Annotated in this window: 16 protein-coding genes; 8 read left to right on the top strand and 8 right to left on the bottom strand. The window is 36.3% G+C overall.

Annotated features, from left to right (window positions below):
- Positions 1–8: 8 nt before the first annotated feature.
- The 5 genes from AACP56_RS09320 to AACP56_RS09340 all read right to left on the bottom strand — a co-directional run bounded on the left by AACP56_RS09320 (position 9) and on the right by AACP56_RS09340 (position 5,237).
- Entirely contained in the window at positions 9–1,472 is a 1,464-nt protein-coding gene (locus tag AACP56_RS09320; RefSeq protein WP_339338664.1) for a UDP-N-acetylmuramoyl-L-alanyl-D-glutamate--2,6-diaminopimelate ligase, read from the bottom strand.
- Complete coding sequence (locus AACP56_RS09325; protein ID WP_339338662.1) at positions 1,469–3,478, bottom strand: penicillin-binding protein; 2,010 nt, start codon at positions 3,476–3,478, stop codon at positions 1,469–1,471. The genes AACP56_RS09320 and AACP56_RS09325 overlap by 4 nt, the downstream gene beginning before the upstream one ends.
- Positions 3,479–3,799: an FtsL-like putative cell division protein gene (locus AACP56_RS09330; protein ID WP_339338660.1), complete on the bottom strand. Its 321-nt coding sequence runs from the start codon at positions 3,797–3,799 to the stop codon at positions 3,479–3,481.
- Positions 3,800–3,883: 84 nt separating this feature from the next.
- On the bottom strand, positions 3,884–4,777 hold the full coding sequence (gene rsmH, locus AACP56_RS09335; protein WP_339338658.1) for a 16S rRNA (cytosine(1402)-N(4))-methyltransferase RsmH: 894 nt from the start codon (positions 4,775–4,777) through the stop codon (positions 3,884–3,886).
- Positions 4,767–5,237: a division/cell wall cluster transcriptional repressor MraZ gene (locus tag AACP56_RS09340; protein ID WP_339338656.1), complete on the bottom strand. Its 471-nt coding sequence runs from the start codon at positions 5,235–5,237 to the stop codon at positions 4,767–4,769. Before AACP56_RS09340 ends, rsmH begins: the two co-directional genes overlap by 11 nt.
- A gap of 259 nt (positions 5,238–5,496) precedes the next feature.
- On the opposite strand from AACP56_RS09340, the gene AACP56_RS09345 reads away from it, so the two are divergent.
- Both AACP56_RS09345 and yihA read left to right on the top strand, forming a co-directional pair.
- Complete coding sequence (locus AACP56_RS09345; protein ID WP_339337372.1) at positions 5,497–6,261, top strand: alpha/beta fold hydrolase; 765 nt, start codon at positions 5,497–5,499, stop codon at positions 6,259–6,261.
- Between the two features lie 4 nt (positions 6,262–6,265).
- The gene (yihA, locus tag AACP56_RS09350; RefSeq protein WP_339337371.1) at positions 6,266–6,883 is read left to right on the top strand and encodes a ribosome biogenesis GTP-binding protein YihA/YsxC; all 618 of its coding nucleotides are present in this window, start codon (positions 6,266–6,268) and stop codon (positions 6,881–6,883) included.
- Here the strand turns inward: yihA and AACP56_RS09355 are convergent.
- The gene (locus AACP56_RS09355) at positions 6,880–7,254 is read right to left on the bottom strand and encodes a GTPase (protein WP_339337370.1); all 375 of its coding nucleotides are present in this window, start codon (positions 7,252–7,254) and stop codon (positions 6,880–6,882) included. The genes yihA and AACP56_RS09355 overlap by 4 nt on opposite strands.
- Before the next feature lie 146 nt (positions 7,255–7,400).
- On the opposite strand from AACP56_RS09355, the gene AACP56_RS09360 reads away from it, so the two are divergent.
- The 4 genes from AACP56_RS09360 to AACP56_RS09375 all read left to right on the top strand — a co-directional run bounded on the left by AACP56_RS09360 (position 7,401) and on the right by AACP56_RS09375 (position 10,522).
- Positions 7,401–8,231, top strand: a complete 831-nt coding sequence (locus AACP56_RS09360) for a trypsin-like serine protease (protein WP_339337369.1) — start codon at positions 7,401–7,403, stop codon at positions 8,229–8,231.
- A 169-nt stretch (positions 8,232–8,400) separates the two neighbouring features.
- Entirely contained in the window at positions 8,401–9,420 is a 1,020-nt protein-coding gene (locus tag AACP56_RS09365; RefSeq protein ID WP_339337368.1) for a hypothetical protein, read from the top strand.
- 45 nt (positions 9,421–9,465) lie between these two features.
- Positions 9,466–9,939 carry a hypothetical protein gene (locus tag AACP56_RS09370; protein ID WP_339337367.1) on the top strand — a complete coding sequence of 158 codons (474 nt, stop codon included), beginning with the start codon at positions 9,466–9,468 and terminating at the stop codon, positions 9,937–9,939.
- Between the two features lies 1 nt (position 9,940).
- Positions 9,941–10,522 (top strand): DUF1287 domain-containing protein, encoded by a 582-nt coding sequence (locus tag AACP56_RS09375; RefSeq protein ID WP_339337366.1) that lies wholly within the window; start codon positions 9,941–9,943, stop codon positions 10,520–10,522.
- Positions 10,523–10,525: 3 nt separating this feature from the next.
- Here AACP56_RS09375 and gldC read toward each other — a convergent pair whose 3' ends face one another.
- Together gldC and gldB are read right to left on the bottom strand one after the other, a co-directional pair.
- Positions 10,526–10,861, bottom strand: coding sequence for a gliding motility protein GldC (gene gldC / locus AACP56_RS09380; protein ID WP_339337365.1), 336 nt, complete (start codon positions 10,859–10,861; stop codon positions 10,526–10,528).
- Positions 10,861–11,832: a gliding motility lipoprotein GldB gene (gene gldB / locus AACP56_RS09385; RefSeq protein ID WP_445227704.1), complete on the bottom strand. Its 972-nt coding sequence runs from the start codon at positions 11,830–11,832 to the stop codon at positions 10,861–10,863. The genes gldC and gldB overlap by 1 nt, the downstream gene beginning before the upstream one ends.
- Positions 11,833–11,897: 65 nt before the next feature.
- On the opposite strand from gldB, the gene nadE reads away from it, so the two are divergent.
- Both nadE and AACP56_RS09395 read left to right on the top strand, forming a co-directional pair.
- Complete coding sequence (gene nadE / locus AACP56_RS09390; RefSeq protein ID WP_339337363.1) at positions 11,898–12,701, top strand: NAD(+) synthase; 804 nt, start codon at positions 11,898–11,900, stop codon at positions 12,699–12,701.
- Between the two features lie 152 nt (positions 12,702–12,853).
- Positions 12,854–13,483 carry a response regulator transcription factor gene (locus AACP56_RS09395; protein WP_339337362.1) on the top strand — a complete coding sequence of 210 codons (630 nt, stop codon included), beginning with the start codon at positions 12,854–12,856 and terminating at the stop codon, positions 13,481–13,483.
- Positions 13,484–13,500: the final 17 nt, after the last annotated feature.

Here is a 13,500-nt window from a genome sequence, read left to right on the forward strand (position 1 = left end):
AGACTACATTATTTATTTAAACTGTTGAGCGCAGTCTTAACTTCTTTAAAATCATCAAAGTCAATACGCTTTCCATTGGTTTCTTGATATGTCTCATGACCCTTACCCGCCACAAGTATGATATCATTGGCCGAAGCCAATTTGCAGGCAGTTTTTATAGCCTGCTTTCTATTCTCTATCGATAAAATCTTCTTTGTATTCTGAGGCTCAACCCCTGCTTCCATTTCTTCAATAATTACAGCTGGGGATTCTGTTCTAGGATTATCAGAAGTAAAAATTGCCTGATTGCTCATTTCTGAAGCGATATGACCCATAACCGGACGCTTAGACTTATCACGGTCACCACCACACCCCACTACGGTGATGACGTTTTCATTTCCAGTCCTCAATGCATTGATTGTAATCAATACATTTTTTAGCGCATCCGGTGTATGGGCATAATCAACTATTGCAGTAATTTTCTCTTTCGATATGTAATATTGAAATCTTCCATCTACGTTTTCCAGTTCACTGATAAGTCTCAGGATTTCCAATTTTTCCAATCCAAGAATATCAGCGGTAGCGTAAATTGCCAAAAGGTTATAGGCATTAAAATCCCCTATCAATTTTGACCAAAGTTCATTGTCGTCAATCTTTAACAATTGACCATTAAGTTGTTTTTCTAATATCTGCCCCCTGTAATCAGCAAAAGATTTTAAGGCATAAGTATATTTTCTAGACTTTGTATTCTGCAACATTACCATACCGTTTTTGTCATCGGAATTGGTAAGTGCGAAGGCTGTTTTGGAAAGACCATCAAACAATTGTTTTTTGGTATCCCTATACTCTGCAAAGGTTTTATGATAGTCTAAATGATCATGTGATAAATTGGTAAAAACAGCACCTTCAAAATGTAAACCTTCTGCCCTTTTCTGGTGGATTCCATGTGAACTTACCTCCATAAAACAGAACTCCACTCCTTGCTCACTCATTAAATACAAGTGTTCATTAATTGTCATTGCATCAGGAGTGGTATGGGAAGTAGTATACTCCTTATCATCAACCATTATTTTAATGGTAGAAATTAGTCCAACTTTATAGCCTGCTTTTTTAAACAAACTATAAAGCAGGGTGCTCACCGTAGTTTTTCCATTGGTGCCAGTTACTCCAACTAGCTTTAGGTTTTTCGAAGGCGTACCGTAAAAGTTAGAAGCCATAATAGCCAATGCCTTGTTCCCATTATCCACTTCCAAATAAGTGACTCCATTGACTATTTGCTCTGGAAGGGTTTCACAAACAATTGCTTTTGCTCCTTGGTCTATTGCCTTTTGGATATACTTATGCCCATCTGTAATAAGCCCCTTGATTGCTACAAAAACATCATCCATTTCAACCTTTCTCGAATCAAAATGGAGATGGTTTATCATCACATTGGTATCCCCACTTACTACAGCAAGACTTACCCCATACAATATGTCTTTGAGCAACTTCACGATAATTCCAATACTATTTTTTCAACTTCGTTTACATTGGTACCTTGGGAAACAGATTGAGCCTTAACTTTACCATTTCCGTTTACTTCTACCTCTATTCCCAAATTCTCAAGAATGGCTACGGCATCCATACCACACATTCCTTTTAAATTAGGCACTTGCTGATATTTTTTTTGAGCGTGTGCATAAAACTTTTTGTAAGCCTCTTCCAATTGATCAAACTCTGGGTCAGAGGGAGTGACTTCATCCGCTACTGGAGAAATGGTGTGAATTTTCTGTGCCATATCCTTAAAAACTGGTCCGGCAACATCTGCTCCATAAATACCAACTTCCCTATCTGGTTCATGTATGACAACTATACATGAATATTTTGGGTCATCCGCTGGGAAATACCCAACAAAAGAAGAGATATATTGTAGTTTATCCGGGTCTTTTGTCACGTAGTTTTTCTGGGCTGTTCCTGTCTTTCCAGCCATAGAAAAACTTTTTGAATACAGGCCATTTCCAGTTCCAAAATCCTGCTCTACCACGTCTTTCAACAATTGCTGTACTTTCTTTACAGTTTCCTTAGAGCAGATGGATTTGTTGATTACCTCTTTATCAAACTCTTTTATTACTTTATTTCCTATCCTCGCTTGTTTAATAAAACACGGACGCAACATTTCTCCATTATTGGCGATCGCATTATAAAAGGCTAATGTTTGCATGGGGGTCATGGCCACTTCATACCCATGGGACATCCATGCCAATGAAATTCCAGACCAACCCTTATCCCCCGGATATCTTAGTACAGGCTGTCCTTCACCTACTATTGGCAAATCCAAATCTTTATGAAGACCCATATTCATTAATCTGTCCACAAAATCTTCAGGGCGTTCTTTATAATTTTCATGAATCATTTTCGCAAAAGCAGTGTTTGAAGACAGTGCAAATGCTTTGCCTATAGATATTTTTCCGTAACCATTCCATTTAGAGTCACGTACGGTACGGTCGTATATTTTCCAACGCCCTTTTTCGGTGTCTACCACTGTACCGGTATCAATGACCTTATCTTCCAAAGCAGCTACCAAGGACATTAACTTAAATGTAGAACCAGGCTCATGGGATTCACCCACGGCATAGTTCAATCTTTCATAGTATTTACCTTCTTTGGTTCTTCCCAAGTTGGAGACCGCCTTAATCTCGCCGGTTTTGGTTTCCATAACCACAACACAACCATGGTCGGCTTTATAATATTCCAATTGCTTCAATAACGCATGATGGGCAATATCTTGAATGTTGGTATTTATTGTAGTTACAATATCCCGACCATCTTGTGGCTCTATTATATTATCAAAACCAACAGGTTTCCATTGGCTTCCAGCGCTCTTTTGTTTTAACCTTTTTCCCTCGTTTCCTCTTAGGAAATCTTTTCCAAATGCACCATCCAAACCAACTCTAGTAAAATGTCCTTCTTCATCCACTCTTTCATATCCTATACTACGAGCGGCCATTCCGCCCAAAGGATACTCACGAACCACACGATGGGATTCCATAAAACCTCCACGGTTTGGACCGTATCTAAACAAGGGGAATTTTCGCATTCGAGCATAATCCAGATACTCTACGTTTCGTGCAATTAATTTATAGCCGTTCCTGTTTGCCCTTGCTTTTCTTAGCATTTGACGGTAATGTGATGAAGGCTTACCAAACAAAACACCTAAAGAATCACATAATGGACCTATATTTTCTGCCCAATCTTTTTCTTTTACGGTATTGGCATCAAAACGTATTTCATATTTAGCAACGGAGGCTGCAAGAAGACTTCCATCATCTGCATAAATATTTCCCCGGTTTGGCTGAATAGTGAACATCTTCTCTGTCTTCGCCATGGCCATTTCTTTGTAGGTATGTCCTTTGACCATTTGAATATCCACCAATTTCACCACCACGGCAATGGCAAAAAGAAATAGACCTCCCGCAATGAGATAAAGTCTAAGCATAATATTTTTCTCTTTGATTGCCACTTACTTTATTGATTTAACGATGATTTTTTGAGGCGGATCAATAGATGGTTTTAATCCTTTTGCCACTACTTCATTTTTTAAGGACGACTCTAACTTTAATTGCTGCAAATCCCGTCGGTTTTTTAAAAACTCACTTCGTAATCCGCGAACCTCTTCATTTAACTGGGAAATCTCATGGACTTTCTTATCAGCTTGGTGACTGCTAGAAATCATCATAGCTGCCAAAAAGGAAGCAAAAAGCAGAAAAAGCCAGTTTTTTGGTGCAGTATCGGTACCTACCAAAAACTTACCCTTTAATATGTCCAATAATCCTTTTTTCATTTTCATACTTATTTATCATCATTTTCCATAAAAATGGAAATTAATACTGCGACTGCATTTCACTGCTATCAGTGTGATAATATTTTATTTGCGCTCCGCAATACGGAGTTTTGCACTTCTTGCCCTGTTATTTTTTAAAATTTCTTCTGCTGATGGAACTATTAACCCGCCTACTTTCTTTAAGGGAACATTTGTGTTGCCATAAAAATCTTTTTCAGCCTCACCTTCAAATTTCCCATCCCTGATAAATCTTTTTACCAATCTATCCTCTAAAGAGTGATAACTCATTAAGCTTAGCCTTCCCCCTTGCTTTAGTAATTCTGGTGTTTGTTCCAGAAATTCTTTGAGCACCTCTATTTCCTGATTCACCTCAATTCGAATTGCCTGATAGATTTGCGCCAAAATTTTATTCTCCTTCATTTTAGGCAGAAACTTTTTCAAAACACCTTTTAATTCGTCAGTGGTATTGATTGACCCTTCTGCTCTAGCATCCACTATGGCCTTTGCAATAGCATTTGCATTTCGCAACTCGCCATATTCAAACAATACTTTTGATAAATTTTCTTCTGGGTATGTATTGACCACTTTGTGTGCAGATAAAGAATTGTTCTTGCTCATTCTCATATCTAAATCAGCATTGAAACGGATTGAAAAACCACGTTCAGCTTCATCAAATTGATGCGAAGACACCCCAAAATCCGCTAAGATTCCATCAACTTTTAGAATGCCATAGAACTTTAAAAACTGTCTGAGAAACCTGAAATTCTCATTGATCAAAGTGAACCGTTCATCATCAATTGTATTTGCCAACGCATCCTCATCCTGATCAAAAGCGAATAACCTACCCTCCTCGCCCAGTCTTTTTAATATTTCTTTGGAGTGACCGCCACCACCAAAAGTGACATCTATATATACTCCGTTTTCTTTTAGGTTCAATCCATTGACCGCCTCATTAAGCAGTACCGGATTATGATACATCTTCTTTGGTTTTGCCCAACATCACTTTGCCTGCCAATTCTTTCTTTCTTTCTTTTGAAGCTTTGACTGCGTTTTCATAAACTTCAAGATCCCAAATTTCCAAATGCTTTCTAATTGGGGCTATTTTTACTTGCTTACTGATTCCGGCCATTTGCATTACCTCCTTAGCAATTAGCAATCTACCTGTATTGTCCACTTCAACAGGTCTTAAGCCAGCAGTGAATATTCTTATAAAGTCATCCACCTCTTCATCGTAACGATTCTTTTCATCCAACTCCCCCATCACTTTTTCCCACTCATGTGCGGGATAAAGTTCCAGACATTCTTTATAGTATGACTTCTTAATATAAAAACCATCTTTTAGAATTGGCTGCATTTGATTGCGCAACGCAATAGGGAGCATAATTCGCCCTTTTGCATCTGCCTTGCAATTGTATGTACCAAAGAAAAAGATGTTCAAAACTGGTTTTGTTTACTTTATATAACTCAAATATAGAAATATTATTACCACATTTTACCACGAAAATACAATTGTTAATAAAAATATAAGAGATTTTGGGATATTTTACCACCAAAAATAAGATTTTGGGTAAGAATTACCACCTAGCTCGTCAATTAGTGCTTTTTAATGGTGAAAATTCAATCTGCTAGATATTGTTTGTGGGAATAGGTATTGTATTGAATTAACTATATTTGCCCTTCTTGACCAACTAACTTAGATGGAAGACCAAATTATTTCTGAAGGCAAATACAAGTATATTGAGATTGGCGAAGGAACCCCTATAATTATCCTACATGGATTAATGGGCGGCTTGAGTAACTTCCATGGTGTTACCGATTATTTTCCAAAAAAAGGATATAAGGTTTTAGTGCCTGAGCTACCAATCTATGATATGCCAATGCTGAAAACTACGGTCAAAAATTTTGCCAAATTTTTAGAAGGTTTTATAGAATACAAAGGTTTAAAAGATGTAATTCTACTGGGCAACTCCCTAGGGGGACACATTGGGTTACTACACACCAAGATGTTTCCAGAAATGGTAAAAGCTTTGGTCATCACCGGAAGTTCGGGGCTTTATGAAAGTGCAATGGGCGATGGATATCCCAAAAGAGGAGATTACGAGTTCATTAAAAAGAAAGCACAGGATGTTTTTTACGACCCTGCAGTTGCCACAAAAGAAATCGTAGATGAGGTTTTTGAAACGGTCAATGACCGTATGAAATTGGTAAAGACATTGGCTATTGCCAAAAGTGCCATTCGCCATAACATGTCTAAAGATTTACCAAAAATGAATACTCCCACATGTATTATTTGGGGCGAAAATGATAATGTAACACCTCCGAAAGTTGCAAAAGAGTTTCATGAGCTTTTACCAGATTCTGACCTTTTTTGGATTGAAAAATGTGGTCATGCTCCAATGATGGAACACCCCAAAGAGTTCAATGCTATTTTAGATGCTTGGCTTACCAAGCGAAACTTCTAGTACAATGAAAATTACTTCGGCCGAATTTGTAATGAGCAATTCAGATGTGGCCAAATGCCCAAACGAACCTTTACCAGAGTATGCTTTTATAGGCCGTTCCAATGTAGGTAAGTCTTCATTAATCAATATGTTGGTTGACAGGAAGAGCTTGGCAAAAACATCTGGTCGCCCAGGAAAAACACAGCTCATCAATCACTTTAAAATAAATCAAAATTGGTTTTTGGTGGATTTGCCTGGCTATGGTTATGCACGGGTTTCCAAAAAAGACAAAAAGATATTTCAAAAGTATATTACCGAGTATTTTGAAAAACGCAAACAATTGGTATGCTCTTTTGTTCTAGTGGATATTCGTCATGAACCTCAACCCATTGATATGGAATTTATGGAGTGGTTGGGCTCCAATGGTATTCCTTTTGCCATAATCTTTACCAAAGCAGATAAGTTAAAACCAGGAGCAATCACCAATCATGTGGACAGCTATTTAAATAAGCTATTGGAAACAGCTTGGGAAGAAGCACCTCCACATTTTGTAACCTCCTCTGCAAATAAGACAGGCAAAGAAGAATTGCTGGACTATATTGAGGATATTAATAAGGGCTTTTTTGAGCAGCAGAAAAGTTAGGTGCGTTCTTTAAGCAGTCCAATTAATCCGTGAGCGGTCTTAAGTTCATTTAGCTCTTTGTTGGAAATTAATAGCTCTAATCCCCTTTCCCCTACAATAAGCACAATTGGAAATTCAAATTTATACCCAAACTTACTGGCATATTTTTTAGCAAATTCATCTTTGTGGAGAAACACCATTTTATCTCTGCTATTTTGCCTAAACCTTTTCCAAGTTCTATTCTCTGAAACTACACCATAAGTTATGTCACATAGTTTACAATCATAAGTGGATGGACTAAATACTTTGCGCATACTATCCATCACGGCATTTTTTGCCCCTGAATTGGCATTGTAGACAAAAACGATTTCTTTGGGAACTTTCTTTTTCATGATATAAAAATACAGCTATTACATGCTATATTAGATGTATAAATCTGTATTTTACAGACTTATTTAAGTGTTGTATACAATGCTGAAAATGTAACAAATAAGAAAATCAATCGTCATAATTTCATCAATCACTTTTAAATCTAACTATGAAAAAATTCTTGATTTTAATACCTATTCTCACACTGACCGCATTTACTTTTCCGAAAGATAGTTTAGAACTCTTTGGAATTATAAGACACGACAAAGACACCAAAAAATATATTGAATTAGGAAATAAACCAGAATTTGACTGTGTTGGTCGCTATTCTGAATCCATAGAAAGTAATGATTATGCAGTTGGAATTTTAATTTCGTCCAAATGGGTTTTGACTGCATCTCACTTTGTACAGGACACATCTTTCTGGAAATTTGGAGATAATTTTTATAAAACTAAGCGAATAATTAAACATCCCAAATTAAAACCTGGTTCTGAAGAAGCACAATGGAATGGATGGGATATGGCATTAATAGAACTGGACAAACCCGTTTTGGACATTATTCCAGCTAAACGCTATTATGGACACGAGGAACTTGGACAAACCATAACCAAAGTTGGATATGGATACATAGGTAACGGAAAAGATGGAATGGACAACCCGAGAAAACAAGAAAAACTTGGAGGTCAAAACGTCATAGATGCTATTGGCGGAACATTCGAGAATAGAAAGTTCAGCACAGACGTAATGGTTTGTGACTTTGATAATCCGGATAACCCTGAATCCAATCACTTTGGTTCACCTATTCCACTGGAATTAGAAATTGGAGGCTCAAAAGGAGATAGCGGAGGAGGAATTTTCATAGAAGAAGATGGCGAAACGCATCTGGTTGGAATAGTTTCTGGAGCGTTAAATCGACAAATAAAATATGGGTCAGTAATGGCTTTAGCAAGAGTTTCAACCGCAAACGAATGGATTGACTCTGTTATTGAAAAAAAATAAAGCATTATATACAACATTGGCTATAAGTAATTGCTTGCTTTCGCCTACTTCTGAAAATCCTCGCGGATTTTCAGTTTGGTGTTTACTTTCAAAGTTAAGTACTAAACCACGCAACTACTCATAGCCGAGACCGTCGAATATGCCTGCGGCGTTATGATAAAAAAACGAAATGAACAAAGTATTACCATTAAACCGTAACCTTATCAATTTTGGAATTCCCCTTTTACTATTAGGAATCCTAATCTTAGTAATAAAGTCTTCATTTTTAAATGGAAATGATACACTAAGTTTTGCCATAACAGCGGATTTACTTTTAACGGTTCCCTTTGTTTATTTTCTACTCATTCACAAATCTAAAATCCCAAAAACAACAGTAATTCCAGTAATGTTAGTTGGACTGCTAGTGGGATCCTATTTTTTACCAAAGGAAAGTCAAACCTATTTGGAGGTATTTAAAAACTGGGCTTTACCTATTATTGAACTTTCTATCCTATTCTTTATCATACTTAAGATCCGAAAGGCCATAAAGACCTATAAAAGACTACACAATAAATCGCTAGACTTTTATACTATATTGAAAGATACTTGCTCCGAAATTCTTCCTAAAAAACTTGTTATTCCTTTTGCTACAGAAGTAGCAGTTTTTTACTATGGGTTTATTAATTGGAGAAAAAGCGTATTAAAGCCAGGTGAATACTCTTATCATAAAAACAGTGGAACCATATCCTTACTGGTAGCAATCATATTCATAATTGGAGTTGAAACGGTAGTCTTACACATACTACTTGCAAAATGGAGTGCAATTGCAGCATGGATATTAAGTATCCTAAGTATTTATACAGCTATTCAGTTATTTGGATTCTTAAAGTCAATGCTAAAAAGGCCAATTTTAATTGAAAACAATACGCTTTATTTACGCTATGGGATTATGAATGAATCCGTAGTACCTATAAAAGCAATTGATTCTGTAGAATTATTCACAAAGGGTATTAAATTAGATAGAGAAACAAGAAAGCTTTCTTTTCTAGGTGAACTGGAAAGTCATAATGTAATGATCAGGCTGAAAAAAGAACATACACTTACTGGATTGTATGGAATAAAAAGAAATTTTAAGGTTTTGGTGCTCCATGTTGATAATAAGATTGAGTTTGTGAATCAGCTAAATAATGCTTTAGAACAAAATCCCTAAAAATCAGCTGATTCAGTTTCCATAAATTAACTTCTAATAAAAATAATGACAACAACACCCAACAAAATAGTCAAAACCATTTCAATAATCCATTTAGCCCTATTGGCAGGACCACTTTTAACAGGGGCTTTTTTCTATCTAAATACAGAGATAAATACCAGCGGAAATACAAATGATATCTTTATTTATATTTTTCCCATGATTGCACTAGCAGGAATTTTTGCCAGTAAAGTACTCTATCGTTTATTTTTAAATCCTTTAAAACAAAAAGAACAGCTGCGAGATAAATTAGCCGGACTACAATCGGCTTCGCTTATTCAATATGCTTTAATAGAAGGACCCGCTTTTCTTAATATTGTCTGGTTTAGCCAAACAGGTAACCTTTTATATTTAACAGTCGGAGGGGTCTTGCTTATCTATCTTTTTATCCTTAGGCCCACCAAAACTAAAATTGAAAATGATTTAGAATTAAAAGGCGAACATAAAAGACAATTTAACAAAGGAAATGAACCTTTATAGTATGAGAAATCACCTCATCAGTATACTTGCCATTTTCTTGAGTTTTTCTGGTTTAAATGCTCAAGAAAGTTTTTATCAAAAACTGGCAGATTCTGCCCTAACACTTACTAAGGATAATGTAAAATATGACCCAAGTTATTTTTCAATCTCCTACCCAAATGGTGATGTTCCAAAAGACAAAGGAGTATGTACCGATGTAATTATAAGAGCTTACCGAAAATTAAACATTGATTTACAGAAAGAAGTGCATGAAGATATGCTCGCAAACTTTTCTAAATATCCAAAAATTTGGGGTTTACGAAATACCGACAAAAACATAGACCATAGGCGGGTTCCAAATCTTATGGTATTTTTTGAACGTTTTGGTGAAGTAAAATCTATTTCCAATAAAGCGCAAGACTACCATCCAGGGGATATTGTTTGTTGGAACCTTGGTGGTGCAATTACGCATATAGGTATCGTAAGTGATAAAAAGTCAAGCGATAGCCGAAACTTGATTGTCCATAATATTGGTGCCGGACAAGTGCTACAAGATTGTTTGTTTGATTATAAAATTATTGGACACTACCGCTACAAGAAATAAGCATCACCCTTTCAATTCCAATTTTTCAGCAAAATAGTCGCAGAAATCTTTCATGGTTGCCGTCATCTTTTCATCTTGGGTAGCCTTCATAAAAGTATCCGCCATCGTTACCAAGGTTTGGTGAAAGAAGGTTTTCATCTCGTCTACGGGCATATCTTTTGTCCACAAGTCGATTTTTAAGGACTCTTGATTTTTACTGTCCCATACCGAAAGCATCATTGCTTTTGCGGTTTCATTATCAATTCCACCGTCCTCTGCGGACCAGGTGAGTTCTTCAGGAATTCGGTTTTCATCCAATCCAACTTTTAATTTTATCTCCGAAGTATGTGCTACCGCCATTATCTTTTTGGTTTGTAATTTGATTTTTTAAAAATTTCGTCTGCAGGTAAATCCAAAATCTGCTGAAGGGTTATTTTAGGATTTTTCTCCGCAAAAGCCTGTACTATTTGCCAACCTACATAACGTCCTAACCTACCTGGCGATTCACTATCCAATTCCAGACCAAATTTGGAAAATGGTGCAGGGTCTAAAAACCGTTGGTCTAACTTGACATCTGTACTATATAGTAATTCTTGCTCAATGAAATACCTCCAAATCTGTTCTTCATTGGCATTGGCCCAATCCATCTCTTCCTGGGTATATCCAATTATTTGATAATCTTCATTACTGGGCAATAGCTTATCAATTAAATATAGTTCCTTACCATAGTATACCATACGGGATAAAAAGCTTCGGTTTCTTGGGTATCTATTTACTTTTTTGGCAAATGTACTAGCTATGTTGGAGCCTAAATACGCTTTATCCAAGCCTTTGGCCACATAATTTGGCAGTCCCGCATAAAAATGATGTTCCCTTCCTAAATAATTATCCAAGCCTAAAAACAACAAGGAGTCCGCCAGAATAGTTCTATCATTATAATTAACTTCAGAAATTACTGTAATTACTTTTGGTTCTTTGAAAACTGGAAAGTAATATTTGATGTGTTTAAATAAGGATTCTATTTGTTCTGATTCATTATCAAAATCTTTAAAAACCTTATCCACTTCATCTTCTAGTTCCACTTGAAGGGTATCTGTTAGTTTCGCTATCCAGATGCTATCCGCATACTGTTCAGGAAACAAATAGGGGTAATCTGCTTTAAGTTCTGGAATATCATTTGCCGATGCTTCCGCAAAAAGCCTATCAAAACGTATAATATCTAAATCAACTTGTATTTTATCAATAGCTTCTGCTGTCTTATCCTCCTCTTTACAGGATAGAAATAGACAAATACACATTAAAATGGAAAAGTATTTTTGCATCAACTTCATTTTTTGCCCTTCAGGGTTTAATTTTACAAGGCACAAAGGTAAATTTTTGACTTTAATAGAGAACTATGCAAACTGAAAAGGTAATAGAATATATTGTTAATTGGCTAAAGGAATATGCTATCAATGCAAAATGTAAAGGTTTTGTGATTGGGGTTTCAGGTGGTATTGATTCTGCTGTGACATCTACACTTTGCGCAAAAACCGGTCTTGATTTGTTGTGCCTGGAAATGCCTATTCACCAAGGGAGCAACCAAGTTACTCGAGCCGATAATCATATAGACTGGCTAATGAAAAACTTTACGAACGTAAATAGACAAAAAGTGGAACTTACCCCAGTTTTTGATAGTTTGGTTACTGCTTTCCCGAAAGTAGAGAACGAGGAGCAGCGTTTTATGTCTTTAGCTAATACCCGGGCAAGATTGCGAATGACATCTCTATACTATTTTGCTGCTTTAAAAGGATATTTAGTTGCCGGGACAGGTAACAAAGTAGAGGATTTTGGTGTTGGATTTTATACCAAGTATGGTGACGGAGGCGTGGATTTAAGCCCTATTGCAGATTTGCTCAAGTCTGAAGTTTACCAAGTAGCTAAAGCATTGGGTGTTAACCAAGAAATTATTGATGCCGCACCTACGGATGGTCTTTGGGGGGATAGTAGAACCGATGAAGACCAAATTGGAGCTAGTTATCCAGAATTGGAATGGGCAATGGCCATGGATGACCAAGGAAAAACAGAAGATGACTTTTCTGATAGAGAAAAAGTAGTCTTTAAAATCTATAAAAAATTAAATTCTGCCAACCAACATAAGATGATTCCTATACCAGTTTGTGAGGTGCCAGAAACGTTAAAACCTACCACTCAACTATAAATCATTGTAATAAGACGAATAAAAACCCTAAAAAATTAGGGTTTTAATAAAAAAAAGGCATATTTGTCCAATAAATTTAGTTATATTGCCCTTCCGTAATTGTAAGGGATTATTTACGAAACAGATTTAATGGATTTTAAAACCTATTAATAATGATTAAAGTTTTAATTGCAGACAATCATCCTGTAGTAAGACTAGGAGTAAAACATGTTCTTGAAACAGCTTCTGGTTTTGATGTGGTTGCCGATGTGTCCTCTACATCTGAACTTTTTGAAACTTTAGAAAAAGTTTCCCCGGATGTAGTGATGCTGGAGATGGATATTCCAGATATAAATGGTATTGCTACTCTTAGAAAAATGAAGCAAGAATTCCCAGAAGCTAAAGTACTTATGTACAGTGGCCAATCTGAAGACGTGTATGCGCTAAGTAGTATTCGTGCAGGTGCTTATGGTTATTTATCAAAAGCTGCTGATCTTGAATATATAGTTGCCGCCATAAAAAAAGTTAGTGAAGGTAATATGTTCATTACCAATGAACTAGCACAACGCTTGGCATTCGACGAAGGTTCTCAAAAACCGCGAAGATTCTTTAGAAAACTATCTACTAGAGAGATAGAGGTATTAAAACTTCTTGCTAGCGGAAAACGCAATAAAGAAGTTGCAGAAGGTTTAAACCTTAACGAAAAAACGGTTAGTACTTACAAAGCAAGATTAATGCGAAAATTGAATGTTGACAACCTAGTTGATCTTCTACAACAAGCAAAAGCTTTGGAATTGTACTAGAAAACAATTTAAAATTA

It is taken from the genome of Croceitalea sp. MTPC6 (assembly GCF_036985525.1).
Classification (GTDB): domain Bacteria; phylum Bacteroidota; class Bacteroidia; order Flavobacteriales; family Flavobacteriaceae; genus Croceitalea.

Bases quoted from the DNA above. Each gene is read 5' to 3' on its own strand.
- AACP56_RS09330 (WP_339338660.1), bottom strand. From the start codon at position 3,799: ATGAAAAAAGGATTATTGGACATATTAAAGGGTAAGTTTTTGGTAGGT.
- rsmH (WP_339338658.1), bottom strand. From the start codon at position 4,777: ATGTATCATAATCCGGTACTGCTTAATGAGGCGGTCAATGGATTGAAC.
- AACP56_RS09345 (WP_339337372.1), top strand. From the start codon at position 5,497: ATGGAAGACCAAATTATTTCTGAAGGCAAATACAAGTATATTGAGATT.
- yihA (WP_339337371.1), top strand. From the start codon at position 6,266: ATGAAAATTACTTCGGCCGAATTTGTAATGAGCAATTCAGATGTGGCC.
- AACP56_RS09355 (WP_339337370.1), bottom strand. From the start codon at position 7,254: ATGAAAAAGAAAGTTCCCAAAGAAATCGTTTTTGTCTACAATGCCAAT.
- AACP56_RS09360 (WP_339337369.1), top strand. From the start codon at position 7,401: ATGAAAAAATTCTTGATTTTAATACCTATTCTCACACTGACCGCATTT.
- AACP56_RS09365 (WP_339337368.1), top strand. From the start codon at position 8,401: ATGAACAAAGTATTACCATTAAACCGTAACCTTATCAATTTTGGAATT.
- AACP56_RS09370 (WP_339337367.1), top strand. From the start codon at position 9,466: ATGACAACAACACCCAACAAAATAGTCAAAACCATTTCAATAATCCAT.
- AACP56_RS09375 (WP_339337366.1), top strand. From the start codon at position 9,941: ATGAGAAATCACCTCATCAGTATACTTGCCATTTTCTTGAGTTTTTCT.
- gldC (WP_339337365.1), bottom strand. From the start codon at position 10,861: ATGGCGGTAGCACATACTTCGGAGATAAAATTAAAAGTTGGATTGGAT.
- gldB (WP_445227704.1), bottom strand. From the start codon at position 11,832: ATGAAGTTGATGCAAAAATACTTTTCCATTTTAATGTGTATTTGTCTA.
- nadE (WP_339337363.1), top strand. From the start codon at position 11,898: ATGCAAACTGAAAAGGTAATAGAATATATTGTTAATTGGCTAAAGGAA.
- AACP56_RS09395 (WP_339337362.1), top strand. From the start codon at position 12,854: ATGATTAAAGTTTTAATTGCAGACAATCATCCTGTAGTAAGACTAGGA.